Source organism: Bacteroides sp. OM08-11 (genome assembly GCF_003438665.1).
GTDB classification, from domain to species: Bacteria; Bacteroidota; Bacteroidia; order Bacteroidales; family Bacteroidaceae; genus Bacteroides; species Bacteroides cutis.
The window spans coordinates 95,544-112,233 of sequence record NZ_QSTJ01000004.1 but is presented as its reverse complement, the minus strand read 5'-3'; the positions used below and the strand labels follow the sequence as shown (position 1 = coordinate 112,233).

The window sequence follows — 16,690 nt, the reverse complement described above, 5'->3', positions numbered from 1 at the left end:
ATGAAACTGATTAAAGATACTGAATTCGGGGGCGAGCGTCCCTTATTCGAGTCCCATGATCTCCGTTTGGAGAATGTGATTATCCGTGCCGGTGAATCGGCCATCAAAGAGTGTAGCAATATCGAAGCTGTAGCTTGTCGTTTCGAGGGTAACTATCCCTTCTGGCATGTACACGGTTTCAAAATCGACCACTGTTATTTCGATGTCGGAGGGCGTTCGGCCTTGTGGTACTCCGACCACCTGAAGATGACCGACACGATTATCGATGCACCGAAGATGTTCCGTGAGATGGACGAAATAAACATTGAGAACGTAACAATGAACGATGCCGATGAAGTGTTCTGGCGTTGCAATGGCATCCGCATCAAGAATCTCAAACTTCATGGCGGTACCTATCCTTTCATGTTCAGCAACGATATTTATGTGGACGGATTAGAGAGTGACAGCAAATATGTGTTTCAGTACGTGAAGAATGTGGAAATTCATCATGCCAAGATCACGACGAAGGATGCGTTCTGGGAAGTGGAGAATGTGACCATCTACGATTCTGATCTCAACGGTGAGTACCTCGGCTGGCACTCGAAGAACCTGCGACTGGTCAATTGCCATATTACCGGTGAGCAACCACTCTGCTATGCACACGACCTCATACTTGAGAACTGTACCTTCGGACCGGATTGTGACCGTGCATTCGAGTACAGCACGTTGCAGGCCGATATTCGAGGAACCATCACGAATATCAAGAACCCGATGTCGGGACGTATTGTGGCCGACGAGTTCGGTTCCATAACTATAGACGAGAATATCAAGGCTCCTGCTGATTGTGAAATCCGTCTCAGGGACGAGCGTACCTGTTTCACCGATTAAGACGAAGACACATGAAATACGACTTCGATGAACGAATTTCGCGACGGGGAACTGATTCCTATAAATGGGACAGTGCCGAGAATGAAAATGTATTGCCGATGTGGGTGGCTGATATGGATTTCCGTACAGCCCCTGTCATCATCGATGCTTTGCGTCGACGTGTAGAACACGGTATCTTCGGTTATACCCGTGTGCCTGACAGCTATTATGAAGCTGTTACGAGTTGGTTCGCACGCCGTCACGATTGGAAGATTGACCGCGAATGGATAATTTACACACCGGGTGTAGTCCCAGCCATATCGGCAGTTATCAAGGCTTTGACCGTGCCTGGTGACAAGGTGCTGGCGCAGACTCCCGTCTATAATTGTTTCTTTTCATCTATCCGTAACAATGGGTGTGAAATGGTCTCTTCGCCGTTGGTCTTTGCAGGTAATACTTACACGATTGATTATGAAGATCTGGAACGTAAAGTCGCCGATCCAAAAGTGAAGGTAATGTTGCTGTGCAATCCTCATAATCCTACCGGAAAGGTATGGAGACGTGAGGAACTGGTACGTATCGGAGAAATCTGTATCCGTTACGGCGTTACGGTCGTTTCGGACGAAATCCATTGCGAGTTGGTTTTCCCAGGACACCGTTACACGCCGTTTGCTTCTATCTCAGAAAATTTCCTACGGCATTCCGTTACCTGCATATCCCCCAGTAAGGCGTTCAATATCGCCGGGTTGCAGATTGCGAACATTGTCTGCTCCGATGCCGAGTACCGGGCGAAAATCGATCGTGCTATCAACGATAACGAGGTATGCGATGTCAATCCGTTCGGTATAATTACTACCCAAGCAGCTTACAATGAAGGGGAAGAGTGGCTGAACCAACTCATCGAGTATCTGCATGCCAATTATCTCTATATGCGGGGGTTCTGTCGTGAACATTTGCCGGGATTTCCTATCACGGTCTTGGAGGGAACCTATCTCATCTGGATGGACTGCCGCAAACTCGGCATATCCTCGGATGAACTCGAACGGAGATTGGTTGCCGAAGCCCGATTGTGGCTCAATGCTGGAACGATGTACGGCGCAGAGGGTGAAGGGTTCATGCGTTGGAATATCGCCTGCCCACGTACTACACTGACAGAAGGATTGAAGCGTTTTAGCCGTTTTATACATAGTAATCATATTGGCGATAAACACTATACGTAACAGGTATATTTATTCCTGTACATACTGTTTGTGAGAATAATGTACTACTTTCTTGAATATTTTGCTGAAACTCTGTGTGCTTTGGAACCCATCAATGTTTCAGTCCGAAAGTCTGGTAGAGATTGAGGAGGAATTCAGAGGTGAAATTCACTTTCAATGTTACATAGCCAAATCTGACTTCTCATAGGTGGAGCCTTCTTAGTAAGTCTCATATCGTATAGAATTAATCTGATACGAAGTTAGTTATATTGTAGAGGGAAACTAATGTAAACTAAATGTTTTTGATTTTGAAGGTAGAGGTGTAAATTAAATAATATAAAGTTGTATGATTGAAGCGATTTCGTCATATGTCATTAATAATATAAGAGTAAGAGGGGTTTAATATGATATGTGTTAATACATAGCTATTTATGAATATTTTACCTTGCTGTGACGGTATAGATACCTCGTCACAAGTAACGTCATAGAATTAGCAATAATGTGGCAATTTGTAGAGAATTTATAGAGTATAATATAGGACACCGTCACAATTGATAAGGTGATGATACTAAATGATAGACAAAGGTGAGTAGAGCAAGGATAGCGTGGAAGTCTGTTAAAACAAGAAGAGCCTTCCCTAAGGAAAGCTCTTCGTTATAATTTGTATATCAGATGATTACTTACTAAGAGCAGTAGCTACGTCAACCGCACAAGCCACTGTACATCCTACCATCGGGTTGTTACCAATTCCCAGGAATCCCATCATTTCTACGTGAGCAGGAACTGATGAAGAACCAGCGAACTGAGCGTCTGAGTGCATACGGCCCATAGTGTCTGTCATGCCGTATGAAGCAGGACCAGCAGCCATGTTATCCGGATGAAGCGTACGCCCCGTACCACCACCTGATGCTACTGAAAAGTAAGGCTTACCAGCAAGAACGCGTTCTTTCTTGTAAGTACCAGCAACCGGATGTTGGAAACGAGTCGGATTGGTAGAGTTACCTGTGATAGATACATCTACGCCTTCTTTCCACATGATGGCTACACCTTCGCGAACGTCATCGGCACCATAGCATTTTACTTTAGCACGAGGACCGTCGCTGTATGCAATTTCCTTCACTACTTTTAATTCACCTGTATAATAGTCGAATTGAGTCTGAACGTATGTAAAACCATTGATACGAGAGATAATCTGTGCAGCATCTTTACCGAGACCGTTCAAGATACAACGTAATGGCTCTTTACGTACCTTGTCTGCTTTAGCGGCAATCTTGATTGCGCCTTCAGCTGCTGCAAATGACTCGTGACCTGCCAAAAAAGCAAAGCACTTGGTTTCTTCACGAAGCAACATAGCTGCCAGATTACCGTGGCCGATGCCAACTTTACGGTCGTCGGCTACAGAACCCGGAATACAGAATGCTTGCAAACCGATACCGATGGCTTCAGCAGCTTCGGCAGCGTTTTTGCAACCTTTCTTAATAGCGATAGCACAACCTACCACGTATGCCCATTTTGCATTCTCAAAGCAAATAGGCTGGGTTTCTTCACACGTCATATAAGGATCAAGTCCATGAGCTTCACAGATAGCGTTAGCTTCTTCGATGTCTTTGATGCCGTTAGCGTTTAAAGCAGCGATAATCTGCTTGATGCGACGGTCTTGACTTTCAAATTTCACTTCTCTAATCATATTCTTTTCCTCCTTATATTATTCGTGACGTGGGTCAATGTGTTTAACTGCTCCCTGTTCGGCTGTTACGCGTCCGTAGGTACCGGTAACTTTCTTCAAAGCTTCGTTTGCGTCAGTTCCCTTCTTGATCTCATCCATGAACTTGCCCAGGTGAACAAATTCGTATCCGCAAATTTGGTCGTCTTTATCCAGGAAAATATTTTTGATGTAGCCTTCTGCCATTTCCAGGTAACGGGGACCCTTAGCCAAAGTACCATACAATGTACCTACTTGACTACGCAAACCTTTACCCAAATCTTCCAAACCGGCGCCAATAATCAAACCACCTTCTGAGAAGGCTGATTGAGTACGTCCATAAACGATTTGCAGAAAGAGTTCACGCATAGCTGTATTGATAGCATCACAGACAAGGTCAGTATTCAATGCTTCGAGGATAGTCTTACCCGGGAGGATTTCAGATGCCATAGCAGCTGAATGTGTCATACCAGAACAACCGATAGTCTCAACTAATGCTTCTTGAATAACACCTTCCTTTACATTGAGGGTTAATTTACATGCACCTTGCTGAGGAGCACACCAACCAATACCGTGTGTCAAACCAGAGATGTCAACAATTTCTTTAGCTTTTACCCATTTACCTTCTTCGGGAATAGGAGCTGGTCCATGGTTAGGCCCTTTCTTTACAACACACATGTGTTCCACTTCGTGTGAATAAGTCATAATTAGCTCTTTTTTAAGTTATAATTAAAAAAACGTAGTTCTACTTTTTCAAATCGGTCACAAAGTTAGTCCTTTTCTTGGTTTCTGCCAACCGTACAGTTTGACTTTTTTATTAAAAATAAGTAATAATAAGTTGTAACTCTGTGGAATGTAAAGTAGAGTTTGCAGTTACTACGGTTCTTTTATTGTCAGAGTGGCACCTGCATTACCTTTTACAACTTCTTCTACTTTTGAGGCATCAATGGTTATTAAGGTATAGGGAGGAGTGAAGCTGCTTCCTGTACCGTTTGTTTCGTTACCGCTGAATGGTGAGATACATTGGTTCAGATATACTTTGGCATCATCGGTATAAGTTTTGTAGATTTTGTCCTTTTTAAATCCTGTGAAGACCGATTTTTCCACATAAATATCTGCTTCCTTACCTGCACCGATACAATGACTGCTGACAGTGCTACTGTAAAGGCAGTTGGCTATGTGTATTTGGGCAAAACGTACGCGTGGCATACGGTCGCGGCAACCTTCATCCCACCAACAGAATTGGAAAGTGGTGTTCAGATGACCACGATCTTCTGTATGGTTGTCACTGTTTCCCCAAAGATTACTGAAACAATGTGCGTCATTTCCACCCGGTCCTCCTGCTAAGGGAGCAATAAGATAACGGAAACGACACCAGGTTACAGCAATATTGTCGGATACATTTTTACAGTCGAAGTTACCATCTACACCATCCTGAAAATCGCAATGATCTACCCAAATATTGGTGGTTCCGTCTATACATAGATTATCCCATCCGTCTACGTCGTATGCACCAGCACTTTTGAATGTAATATTACGTAAGATGAGATTGTTGGATCCTTTTTTGAAATAAAGGATACCTGAACCGTCTCTCGTACGGTTGGGATTGATCAATATAGACCCCGGAAGCCCGAGTAGAGTTTTGTTAGTGGCAAGGACAGAAATGACTTTTTCTATAGTAATAGTACCTTTTATATAAATAATGAGTTTCTCTGTTTTTTTCAATGCATTCGCCAGTTCGGTTGCCGTAGTGACAATAATATTGTTTCCGCCTTTACCTCCGGTAGGGGGAGTGGCCATAGTAGCGAATCCGACGGGGGAGTTGGTGTCATAAATAGAAGTTCCGTAGCTTTCATCATCGGTAGGCTTTTCATCCGACGGAGTTGTAGAATCGGTTGTATCTTCCGGTGTATTAGGTGGAATATCTTGGATAGGGGTAGAAGAGCAATTACATAACAAGATAAACATCAGGAAAATAAAAATCTTATTCATAGTGATATCTTTTGATTATGCAAGCAAAGATAGAGGGCTTTTGAAAGGTTTTTGTCGATATTCTGTTTTTCTATGTGGAAGTTTTGGTGTAAAGTGTTAACTTTGTGGCATAATCAATCGTGGTAATTATGATAGAAGTAACAGATGCTGCATTACGTCAAGCTGCCAATGAGGGAATGGATATCTTTATTCAAGTGTTTACCAATGCTTATAAAAAGGTGATAGGCGGAGAACTTACCGCAGTGACAATGCCTTTACTCACTGCTGAACAACATTCGTTGTTGGCTTATCAGATATTTCGGGATGAAGTGATGGACGGTGGTTTCTGCCAGTTGATCCAGAATGGTTATGGCGGATATATCTTTGCTAATCCTTTTGCCAAGGTAATGCGGCTTTGGAAAATTGGTGATTTGAGTAAATTGGTATATGCAGCTAAGAAGATATATGATGGACATCGTGAAGATTTGGAGTGTGAACGTACGGATGAAGAGTTTATGGCGATGTACGAGCAATACGAAGTTTTTGATGATTTGGAAGATGAATTTTTGGAAAAAGAAGAAGAATATACAACGTTGGTTGCCAATTATGTAGATGAACATTTAGATTTATTTGCAAAAATAATAAAGTAAGTGTTGCAGTATTTTTTTAGTTACTGCATTTATATTATGTAAAATGGATTTTATATCTTTGCAAACTCTAAAAAATAAATGTTTATGAAACAATTGAAATTCTTGATGGTGGCCTTAACCTTATTAATGGGCATTTCTTTAACTTCATGTATGGGAGATAGCGATCCTACTGTAGGGGGGACTTTTATTATGAAGACGGTAAGTACGTATCCCTATACGTTTAGATTTACTAATAGTGAGGTCAATTATGTAGCTGCAAATAGTAGTGAATTAATGGCAAATACAAATTTAAAGTTGAGTACAGGTGATATTGTACAGATAGCATGGTCATATAATTCAGAAGAACAGCCTGTAACTGAAGCTACCAAAGAAGTGAAAGTACAAGTTTCAGGAATCCAAAATTTAAGTACAAGTGCTGAGTGTTGGTCTCTTGAAGATGATGGTGCAGAATCCGGATATCAGAATGCAACAATAACTAAAATAGGTTTTATTAATGATTATGGAATGAGCGATAATAATGGTATCGGTTTCTTTGATAAAAATATTATAGTAATACCGGTTGTATTCTTGGCTAAGTCTACAGACATAAGTAAATACAACTTTACGTTGATATTTGATAGGTCTCAGGCTAAAGCGGAAGATACAGAAATGGCTTTGTATTTGCGTTATAGAACAGAAGAAGAAAAGCCATCAGATGTGGCTAATATATATAAAGCTTTTGATATATCATCTGCATTGAATGATTTTGAGGGTCTAACCGATAAAAAACCGACTAAGATTAAGATTTATGCATTTGAATCTACCAAGTCCGGTTCAAATAGTTTGGAAGATGGTAAGTTATCTGAGCCCTACGAAGTGGAATATAAATTTGACGAATAGTAATTGAACTACAAAGAATTAATTCATATAGCAATTCAATTGATTTCCTCTCCGGTTCGTGCTTGGGAGGAAATTCGTTTGCAAGAGGATAGGCGGAAAGTATTTACAGCTTTTGTCTATCCTATGATTGGTTTATGCGGGTTGTCCGTTTTCATCGGTTCATTGTTGGTGAAGGGATGGGATGGTCCGGAAAGTTTTCAATATGCCATGACGCAATGTTGTGCGGTGGCTGTATCTTTATTTGGAGGATATTTTTTAGCTGCTTATCTTATCAATGGGTTGTGCGTTCGTATGTTTCAGATGAACAATGATATGCTTTTGACGCAACAGTTTGCGGGATATGCGTTGGTGGTGCCTTTTTTGCTCCAAATTATTATCGGTGTACTACCGGATTTTAATATTATAGCGTTGTTGCTTCAATTTTACATTGTCTATGTGGTGTGGGAAGGAAGTATTGTTTTGATGGATGTAACGGAAAAAGACCGTTTACGTTTCACAATTCTTTCCTCTATTTTGTTAATAGCTTGTCCGGTAGTGATACAATTCGTCTTTAATAAGCTGACGGTAATGTTAAATTGATTGGTTTATGAAACAAGCTCCTGTAAATATTAAAAATAAGCGTGCTACATTTGACTATGAACTGGTAGATACTTATACTGCGGGTATTGTACTCACAGGTACGGAAATCAAATCTATTCGGTTGGGCAAAGCGAGCTTGGTAGATACATTCTGCTATTTTGCTAATGGCGAACTGTGGGTGAAGAATATGCATATTGCCGAGTATTTTTACGGTTCGTACAATAATCATAATGCGCGTAGGGAGCGCAAACTTTTGTTGAATAAGAAAGAATTGGGAAAGCTGATGCGTGGAACAAAAGATCCCGGTTTTACCATTGTACCTGTGCGTTTGTTTATCAATGAAAAAGGATTGGCAAAAGTTGTTGTAGCTCTTGCCAAAGGTAAGAAGCAATATGACAAACGAGAATCCCTTAAAGAAAAAGATGACAAGCGTGACATGGCACGTATGTTCAAGCGGTAAGACAAAATTTGAAGTATAAGTGTGAAGCATAAGGTATATAATATCACATTATATCTTATAATATTGTTGCTTATATCTTATGCTTCACACTTATACTTTATATTTTATACCTTATAACAGTGGCTTCTATTGAAAAGTTGGTGCGTGAGCGCATCTTGATTTTAGATGGTGCGATGGGCACCATGATACAACAATATAACTTAACGGAGGAAGACTTCCGTGGTGAGTATTTTGCTCATGTCTCAGGGCAATTGAAGGGTAATAATGATTTACTTTGTCTGACCCGCCCCGATATAGTACAGGATATCCATCGTAAATATTTAGTGGCAGGTGCTGATATTATTGAAACGAATACTTTCAGTTCTACTCGTGTTAGCATGGCTGATTATCATGTGCAGGAATATGTGCGTGAAATAAATAGTACTGCCGTAAAATTGGCACGTGAAGTAGCCGATGAATTTACTGCTCTTACTCCTGATAAACCACGCTTTGTGGCTGGTTCCATCGGCCCTACCAATAAAACCTGTTCTATGAGTCCTGATGTAAATAACCCGGCATTCCGCGCTTTGAGTTATGATGAACTGGCTACTGCCTATCGTGAACAGATGGAGATTATGCTTGAAACAGGTATAGATGCTCTGTTGATAGAAACTATTTTTGATACGTTGAATGCGAAAGCGGCTATTTATGCTGCCGAACAGGCGATGGATTTTACCGGTATTCATGTTCCTTTGATGCTATCGGTTACAGTTTCCGATACTGGAGGACGTACTCTTTCAGGGCAAACTTTAGAAGCTTTTCTGGCTTCTGTACAACATGCGGATATTTTCTCTGTCGGTCTGAACTGTTCTTTCGGTGCACATCAGTTGAAACCTTTTCTCGAACAGCTTGCTGTACGTGCTCCTTATTATATAAGTGCTTATCCCAATGCCGGCTTGCCGAATGGCTTAGGAACATACGATCAGACTCCTATCGAAATGGCCAATGAAATTGGAGAGTATATTCATGAAGGGTTAGTAAATATTATTGGTGGATGTTGTGGTACTACTGACGAATATATTGCCGAATATTCGGCTCTGATTGTCGATGTTGCTCCACATATACCTGTTCCAAAAACAGATAATCTTTGGCTGTCGGGTTTGGAACTTTTGGAAGTGAAACCTGAAAACAACTTTATAAATGTAGGTGAACGTTGTAATGTTGCCGGTTCGCGTAAGTTTCTGCGATTGATAAACGAGAAAAAGTACGATGAAGCTCTGAGTATTGCCCGCCAGCAAGTGGAAGATGGTGCACAGGTCATTGATATCAATATGGATGATGGTTTGCTGGATGCCAAGGAAGAAATGACTATTTTCCTAAATCTTATTGCTTCCGAACCGGAAATTGCGCGTGTTCCTGTGATGATAGACTCTTCCAAATGGGAAGTGATTGTTGCTGGTTTGAAATGCCTGCAAGGAAAATCCATCGTTAATTCTATTTCTTTGAAAGAAGGGGAAAAAAAATTTCTGGAGCATGCCCGTCTCATAAAACAATATGGTGCAGCTGTTGTGGTAATGGCATTTGATGAGAAAGGACAGGCGGATACTTTTGAACGCAAGATTGAAGTTTGTGAACGGGCTTATCACCTTTTGGTGGATAAGATAGGTTTTAATCCTCATGATATTATTTTTGATCCGAATGTGCTTGCAGTAGCTACAGGTATGGAGGAACATAATAATTATGCGGTCGACTTTATTCGTGCTGCAGGTTGGATACGGAAAAATCTATTTGGTGCACATGTGAGTGGAGGTGTCAGTAACCTTTCGTTCTCATTTCGTGGTAATAATTATATCCGTGAGGCGATGCATGCCGTATTCCTTTATTATGCAATCCGTGAGGGGATGGATATGGGTATTGTAAATCCCGCGACTTCTGTGATTTATACGGATATCTCTGCTGATATTTTAGAACGTATCGAGGATGTGGTTCTCAATCGCCGACCGGATGCTGCCGAGCGATTGATTGAGGTTGCTGAGCGTCTGAAAATAGAGATGGAAGCTGCGAAAAAAACAGATTCGAATGATAGCTCTCGGCATTCAACTTTCAATTCTCAACTTGCTTGGCGTGAGGGGACCACATTGGAAGAACGTTTAAAATATGCTTTGACGAAAGGTATCGGTGATTATTTGGAAGAAGACCTTACTGAGGCTTTGGATAAGTACCCTAAAGCTGTGGATATTATCGAGGGACCATTAATGGAGGGTATGAAACATGTCGGTGATTTATTTGGTATCGGTAAGATGTTTCTTCCACAAGTAGTGAAGACTGCTCGTATCATGAAGAAAGCGGTTGCCATTTTGCAACCGATCATTGAATCGGAAAAGCAGGAAGATGCCACTTCTGCTGGCAAAGTTTTGCTTGCAACCGTAAAAGGTGATGTACACGATATCGGTAAGAATATAGTTGCAGTCGTGATGGCTTGTAATGGTTACGAGATAATCGACTTGGGAGTAATGGTGCCTGCTGAAACCATTGTACAACGTGCAATAGATGAAAAAGTAGATATGATTGGATTGAGTGGTTTGATTACTCCTTCATTGGACGAAATGGTACATGTGGCTTTTGAGTTGGAAAAAGCCGGAGCCGATATACCTTTATTGATAGGAGGGGCTACTACATCTCCTTTGCATACTGCACTGAAGATAGCTCCCGTTTATCATGCTCCGGTGATTCATCTGAAAGATGCCTCTCAGAATGCGACTGTGGCGGCACGCTTGATGAACCCAAAGCAGAAAGCAAAGTTAGTAGAAGATTTATCGATGAAATATCAACAATTACGTGAGAAAAACGAGGAGAGACAGGTTGATACAGTTTCTTTGGAAAAAGCTAAAAAAAATAAGTTGAACCTGTTTTGATTGATGAAAGCAAGAATTAAATAAATGGGCATTTAGTAGTTGTATTTGCTAAATGTCCATTTTTTCTCCAAATAATATCCATTAACAGCTCTTCCGTTTTTGATAGGTTCATAGTTTATATGATTTTCTACATTTAAGTTTACTTATTCTATAAATGTAGAAAATCTATGAACATATATTCTAAATGATATTTATTTAGATAAGTTTAATGAAATTAGAGTGTTTAGATACTGATTTCTTGAGATGTACTGTCTTATCTTTACTCCTTAATTTTTTTCTTATACTGTTCAAATCGTAATGTTATATCCCTGACGAAATTATATGTTTCTATTCCACGGAAATAACCATTTTTACAGACAGGATCAGTAAAATACTCTTCGTTGCTTTTCAGCAGGATGAAATTTTCTACATTATCGCGCCAAACATATTTGTTCTTTCCGTATTTCTCAGCCAGAGCCATAGCATCCAATACGTGTCCAATACCGGAGTTGTAAGATGCCAATACGAAGTTCAGTCTCTCCTCTGGGGGAACTGCAGAAAAACTTCTGGCAGTGGCAGCGATATATTTTACTGCTGCTTTGATGTTTTCTTCAGGGTTATGTTCTTTGCCCGGCGGTACTCCCATGGCTCGTGCGGTAGTCGGCATCAGTTGCATCAGTCCTTTGGCGCCTGCCCATGATACTGCCGTAGAATCGAAATTGGATTCTGTATAGGCCAACGATGCCAATAGACGCCAATCCCAATTGATTTCAGGGGCATATTTCTTGAATAAATGATCGTAATGAGAGATTTTTCCTTCTCGTAAGGATAAGATAGGAGAGTGAGGAATAGCTTTGCTGATTTCAAAATAACGTTTCATACTTGCTGTATAAGCAGGCGAAGTCATATTTTCTTCATGCCATTTGTTAGCTGCTGCTGCCAGTTGTGGACAGTTCCTTCTTACAGCCCATGAAGCACGTTGATCAAAACTTATAGAAAGGCTAATGTTTAGGTGGGGATAATAAGTCGTATTTAATTGTGCTACATCATTGTCGGCTACAGTATAAGATATCTTTCCTTGTGAAACCTGAGTAATCAAATCTTCCACAGTAATACTATCGTTGGTTACTTTATGAATATTTATTCCTCCTCCAAGTTCTTTGTCAAGGTTCACTAAACGATCGTAATACTTACCTGGTTTTACATATATGTCTTTCCCGATAAGTTCTGTAACGTCTTTCAGAGGTTTAGTACGTCCATCGGTACGTTGTACAATAACTTGATGAGTAATTACTTCTTCACCACAGTAAATCAGACTGTCTTTCCATTCCTTTGTAATGGGTAGGTTATAAGCAATAAGATCACCTTCACCTGTAAGGAGTTTTTCTATGAGATCATGTACGTTTTTGGCAACCTTAATTTTTAGATTTATCCCAAGACTTTTGGCAAATTGCTCACTTAATTCGTATTGAAAACCCATGTCTTGTCCACGGTAAATAAAATAGGAAGTAGAACTGTATAATGTCAATACTATCAACTCTCCACTATCCTTTATTTGTTGCAAGTCATCACCACTTTCTTCTACAGCGGCATTATGACTACCACGGCATCCTGAAATGCAACATATTATCATCATTGACAATATCGTCCATAATCCGCTTCTCTTTTTCATGGTACAGCAATTAATATCTGATACTTAATATCTATCTTAAGTGTTTCTTAATATACATCGTGAGTATATCAATTGCCACTTGGTTGTTACCACCTTCCGGAACAATGAGGTCAGCATACCTCTTACAGGGCTCAATGAATTGCAAATGCATTGGTTTTAGAATACGGGTATAACGTTCCATTACAGCCTCGGCGGTACGTCCACGTTCAATCACGTCCCGTTGGATAACGCGGATAAGGCGTTCATCGGGATCTGCATCTACAAAAATCTTGAGATCCATCATGCTACGAAGTTTTTTGTCGCATAAAGCAAGGATACCTTCAATGATAATCACTTCACGTGGTTCGATATGGATGGTTTCGGGCTGACGGGTACATGTCAGATACGAATAAGTGGGTTGTTCGATGCTTTTACCATCGCGCAACATGGAAACGTGTTTGGACAGAAGATTCCATTCGAATGCATCGGGATGGTCGAAATTGATATTCTGCCGTTCTTCCACAGGTACGTGGCTACTGTCTTTATAGTAAGAATCTTGCGGCAATAATACCACTTCACCTACAGGGAGACTTTCAATAATTTTACGTACGACGGTGGTCTTTCCCGAACCTGTTCCGCCTGCAATTCCTATTATTAACATCCGTTTAAGTGTATATTTGAAACAAAACCAGTATTTTTGCAGTTGTTAAATACAGCCGCTTCGGCTGACAAATATAGATATAAATCATTTAAATAACAAAGTTATGGTCAAGCACATTGTTTTATTTAAGCTGAAAGATGAGGCTTCGGCTGAGGAAAAGTTAGCGGCAATGAATAATTTTAAGGAAGCTATTGAAGCGCTTCCTGCTAAAATTTCCGTTATTCGTAAGATTGAAGTTGGATTAAATATCAATCCTGCTGAAGCTTGGAGTATTGCTTTGTATAGTGAGTTTGACACATTGGATGATGTGAAGTTCTATGCTACACATCCCGAACATGTGGCTGCTGGTAAACTTATTGCAGGTGTGAAAGAAAGTCGTGCTTGCGTAGATTACGAAGATTAAATTAGCAATAAATGAACCAAAAATTAGAAATGAAGAAAATATTATTCTCTACTTTTTTGTTGCTTCTCGCTATTGTGGTGCAAGCGCAGATACACGAACCTGTTAAATTCAAATCGGAGTTGAAAACTTTACCAGCAGGTGAAGCCGAAATTGTGTTTACCGGTGTGATTGATAAAGGTTGGCATGTTTACTCTACCGATCTGGGTGATGGGGGACCTATTTCGGCCACTTTTAATACTGAGAAACTTTTTGGTGTTGAGTTGGTAGGTAAGCTGAAACCCGTTGGAAAGGAAATATCCGCGTTCGATAAGTTGTTTGAAATGAAGGTGCGTTATTTTGAGAATACAGCACAATTTGTTCAGCAGTTGAAATTGACAGGGGGTATTTACGAAATAGATGGTTATTTGGAATATGGTGCATGTAATGATGAGAATTGTTTACCACCTACTCAAGTGCCATTCAACTTTTCCGGTAAGGCTGAAGGTGAGACTTCTAAGGAAATTTTAGTCGCTCCACAAACAGAGAGTCAGCCTGTGACACAACAAGTTATTACGAAAACTGTTGCGGATACCGCTTCTGTTGTAGCTATCGGTGGGGGGGATGGAATTACTGGAATAAATGTTTCCGATGGAGATATTGATCTTTGGAAACCGGTTATCAATGATTTACATATGTTGGGAGAAACTACTTCCCAGGAGAATATGTCATGGATTTATATCTTCATTACTGGTTTTCTCGGTGGATTGTTAGCGTTGTTCACTCCCTGTGTATGGCCTATCATACCGATGACGGTGAGCTTCTTCTTGAAACGTAGTAAAGACAAGAAAAAAGGTGTTCGTGATGCGTGGACATATGGTGCGTCCATCGTAGTGATATACGTTACCTTAGGACTAGCTATTACGTTGATCTTTGGTGCTAGTGCACTGAATGCGCTTTCAACGAATGCAGTTTTCAATATCCTGTTTTGTTTGATGTTGGTAGTGTTTGCTGCTTCTTTTTTCGGAGCGTTTGAAATAACTCTTCCCTCCAAATGGAGTAACGCAGTAGATAGCAAGGCTGAAAAAACAAGTGGCTTGCTCAGTATTTTCCTGATGGCATTCACGCTCTCATTAGTATCTTTTTCTTGTACAGGTCCTATTATCGGTTTCTTGTTGGTACAAGTTTCTACGACTGGTAGTGTGGTAGCTCCGGCTATTGGTATGTTGGGTTTTGCTATCGCATTGGCATTGCCGTTCACATTGTTTGCATTATTCCCGTCATGGTTGAAGTCTATGCCTAAGTCAGGAGGTTGGATGAATGTTATTAAAGTGACACTCGGTTTCCTTGAACTTGCATTTGCGTTGAAGTTCCTTTCTGTTGCCGATTTGGCTTATGGCTGGCGTATCCTTGACCGTGAAACGTTTCTTGCTTTATGGATTGTACTGTTTGCTCTGCTCGGTTTCTATTTGTTGGGTAAAATTAAGTTTCCGCACGATGATGACGATAATAAGGTCAGTGTGCCGCGTTTTTTCATGGCTTTGACTTCTTTGGCATTTGCTGTTTATATGGTTCCCGGTTTATGGGGAGCACCGTTGAAGGCAGTCAGTGCTTTTGCGCCGCCTATGCAGACACAGGATTTCAATCTGTACAATAATGAGGTACATGCCCAGTTTGATGATTATGATCTTGGTATGGAGTATGCTCGTTTGCATGGCAAGCCCGTAATGCTGGATTTCACTGGTTATGGTTGTGTGAATTGCCGAAAGATGGAACTTGCTGTATGGACAGATCCGAAGGTGAGCGATATCATCAATAACGATTATGTGCTTATCACGCTTTATGTAGACAATAAAACTCCGCTCACTTCTCCTGTGAAGATTATGGAAAACGGAAAAGAACGTACTTTACGTACAGTAGGCGATAAGTGGAGTTATTTGCAACGAGTTAAGTTCGGTGCCAATGCACAACCGTTCTATGTGCTGATTGACAATGAAGGCAGACCACTTAATAAGTCATATTCTTATGATGAGGATATTCCCAAATATATAGAATTCTTGCAAACAGGTTTGGAAAATTATAAGAAAGAGAAAGTTAATCAAGAATGAAACATATTGTAGATATCGATACGTGGGAACGCCGGGATAATTTCGGTTTTTTCCGGAGTTTCGTAAATTCCTGGTATTCCATTACCACTGAAATTGATTGTACTGAAGCACGTTCCGCAGCAAAAATTGCGGGACGTTCCTTTTTTCTCTACTACTTATATGCTGTGCTTCGTGCCGCCAATGAGGTAGTAGAGCTCCGTTATCGTATAGATAAGGAAGGTCGGGTTATCTATCACGATCAAGTTGATATTATTTCTCCGATAGCAGTTCCCGGAAAGACTTTTTATACGGTTCGTATCCCTTATCACGAAGATTTTGAGAGCTTTTATACAGAGGCTTATGCTCTGATAACGAATATCCCGGAAGACGGTGATCCTTATGGGGCGGAGAAAACTTTGATAAAACATGGAGACTATGATGTAGTGCATCTGAGTGCAGTTCCCAAAATGTTCTTTACTGCCACTACTTATACGCTTGCCGAAGTTGGAAACGGATGTAACTACCCTTTGATGACAGCAGGTAAGGCCGTTCTTCGTGAAGGTAGGTTGGTATTTCCTTTATCTATTTATGTGAATCATGCTTTTGTAGACGGTTCGCATTTAAGTACATTCTTTGAAAAAATCGAACAATATCTTAGGGAAATTTCACGTGGATAATCTCTATAGAAACAAGTTTACCGCTTGTAAAAAGTAGAAAATAACGTTTAATTCAGCGTATTACAGATTTATTACA

The 16,690-nt window shown here is 40.5% G+C and carries 15 protein-coding genes; 10 read left to right on the top strand and 5 right to left on the bottom strand.

What is annotated here, in order from left to right:
- Complete coding sequence (locus DXC10_RS08970) at positions 1-867, top strand: DUF3737 family protein (protein WP_101545197.1); 867 nt, start codon at positions 1-3, stop codon at positions 865-867.
- Between the two features lie 11 nt (positions 868-878).
- Positions 879-2,066, top strand: a complete 1,188-nt coding sequence (locus DXC10_RS08965; protein WP_101545199.1) for a MalY/PatB family protein — start codon at positions 879-881, stop codon at positions 2,064-2,066.
- Positions 2,067-2,721: 655 nt separating this feature from the next.
- Here DXC10_RS08965 and DXC10_RS08960 read toward each other — a convergent pair.
- The 3 genes from DXC10_RS08960 to DXC10_RS08950 form a co-directional block, all read right to left on the bottom strand.
- The gene (locus tag DXC10_RS08960; protein ID WP_101545202.1) at positions 2,722-3,732 is read right to left on the bottom strand and encodes a GGGtGRT protein; all 1,011 of its coding nucleotides are present in this window, start codon (positions 3,730-3,732) and stop codon (positions 2,722-2,724) included.
- A gap of 18 nt (positions 3,733-3,750) precedes the next feature.
- A complete protein-coding gene (locus DXC10_RS08955; protein ID WP_101545204.1) occupies positions 3,751-4,452 on the bottom strand; it encodes an iron-sulfur cluster assembly scaffold protein in 702 nt (233 codons plus the stop codon).
- A 171-nt stretch (positions 4,453-4,623) separates the two neighbouring features.
- Positions 4,624-5,739: a polysaccharide lyase family 1 protein gene (locus DXC10_RS08950; protein WP_117737706.1), complete on the bottom strand. Its 1,116-nt coding sequence runs from the start codon at positions 5,737-5,739 to the stop codon at positions 4,624-4,626.
- Between the two features lie 128 nt (positions 5,740-5,867).
- On the opposite strand from DXC10_RS08950, the gene DXC10_RS08945 reads away from it, so the two are divergent.
- The 5 genes from DXC10_RS08945 to metH all read left to right on the top strand — a co-directional run bounded on the left by DXC10_RS08945 (position 5,868) and on the right by metH (position 11,180).
- Positions 5,868-6,368, top strand: a complete 501-nt coding sequence (locus DXC10_RS08945) for a DMP19 family protein (protein ID WP_117737705.1) — start codon at positions 5,868-5,870, stop codon at positions 6,366-6,368.
- 84 nt (positions 6,369-6,452) lie between these two features.
- Complete coding sequence (locus DXC10_RS08940; protein ID WP_117737704.1) at positions 6,453-7,247, top strand: hypothetical protein; 795 nt, start codon at positions 6,453-6,455, stop codon at positions 7,245-7,247.
- A 3-nt stretch (positions 7,248-7,250) separates the two neighbouring features.
- A complete protein-coding gene (locus tag DXC10_RS08935; RefSeq protein ID WP_101545212.1) occupies positions 7,251-7,826 on the top strand; it encodes a Yip1 family protein in 576 nt (191 codons plus the stop codon).
- Positions 7,827-7,833: 7 nt separating this feature from the next.
- Entirely contained in the window at positions 7,834-8,286 is a 453-nt protein-coding gene (gene smpB / locus DXC10_RS08930; protein WP_101545214.1) for an SsrA-binding protein, read from the top strand.
- Positions 8,287-8,405: 119 nt separating this feature from the next.
- Entirely contained in the window at positions 8,406-11,180 is a 2,775-nt protein-coding gene (gene metH, locus DXC10_RS08925) for a methionine synthase (protein ID WP_101545216.1), read from the top strand.
- 259 nt (positions 11,181-11,439) lie between these two features.
- Here metH and DXC10_RS08920 read toward each other — a convergent pair whose 3' ends face one another.
- A complete protein-coding gene (locus tag DXC10_RS08920) occupies positions 11,440-12,795 on the bottom strand; it encodes a transglycosylase SLT domain-containing protein (RefSeq protein ID WP_370448212.1) in 1,356 nt (451 codons plus the stop codon).
- Positions 12,796-12,862: 67 nt separating this feature from the next.
- Entirely contained in the window at positions 12,863-13,471 is a 609-nt protein-coding gene (gene udk / locus DXC10_RS08915) for a uridine kinase (protein ID WP_101545222.1), read from the bottom strand.
- A 103-nt stretch (positions 13,472-13,574) separates the two neighbouring features.
- On the opposite strand from udk, the gene DXC10_RS08910 reads away from it, so the two are divergent.
- From DXC10_RS08910 to DXC10_RS08900, 3 genes are read left to right on the top strand one after another with little or no spacing between them, the layout of a single operon-like run.
- Entirely contained in the window at positions 13,575-13,874 is a 300-nt protein-coding gene (locus DXC10_RS08910) for a Dabb family protein (protein WP_101545225.1), read from the top strand.
- A gap of 29 nt (positions 13,875-13,903) precedes the next feature.
- The gene (locus tag DXC10_RS08905) at positions 13,904-15,958 is read left to right on the top strand and encodes a cytochrome c biogenesis protein CcdA (RefSeq protein ID WP_101545506.1); all 2,055 of its coding nucleotides are present in this window, start codon (positions 13,904-13,906) and stop codon (positions 15,956-15,958) included.
- Positions 15,955-16,614: a chloramphenicol acetyltransferase gene (locus DXC10_RS08900; RefSeq protein WP_101545227.1), complete on the top strand. Its 660-nt coding sequence runs from the start codon at positions 15,955-15,957 to the stop codon at positions 16,612-16,614. The genes DXC10_RS08905 and DXC10_RS08900 overlap by 4 nt, the downstream gene beginning before the upstream one ends.
- Positions 16,615-16,690 lie beyond the last annotated feature (76 nt).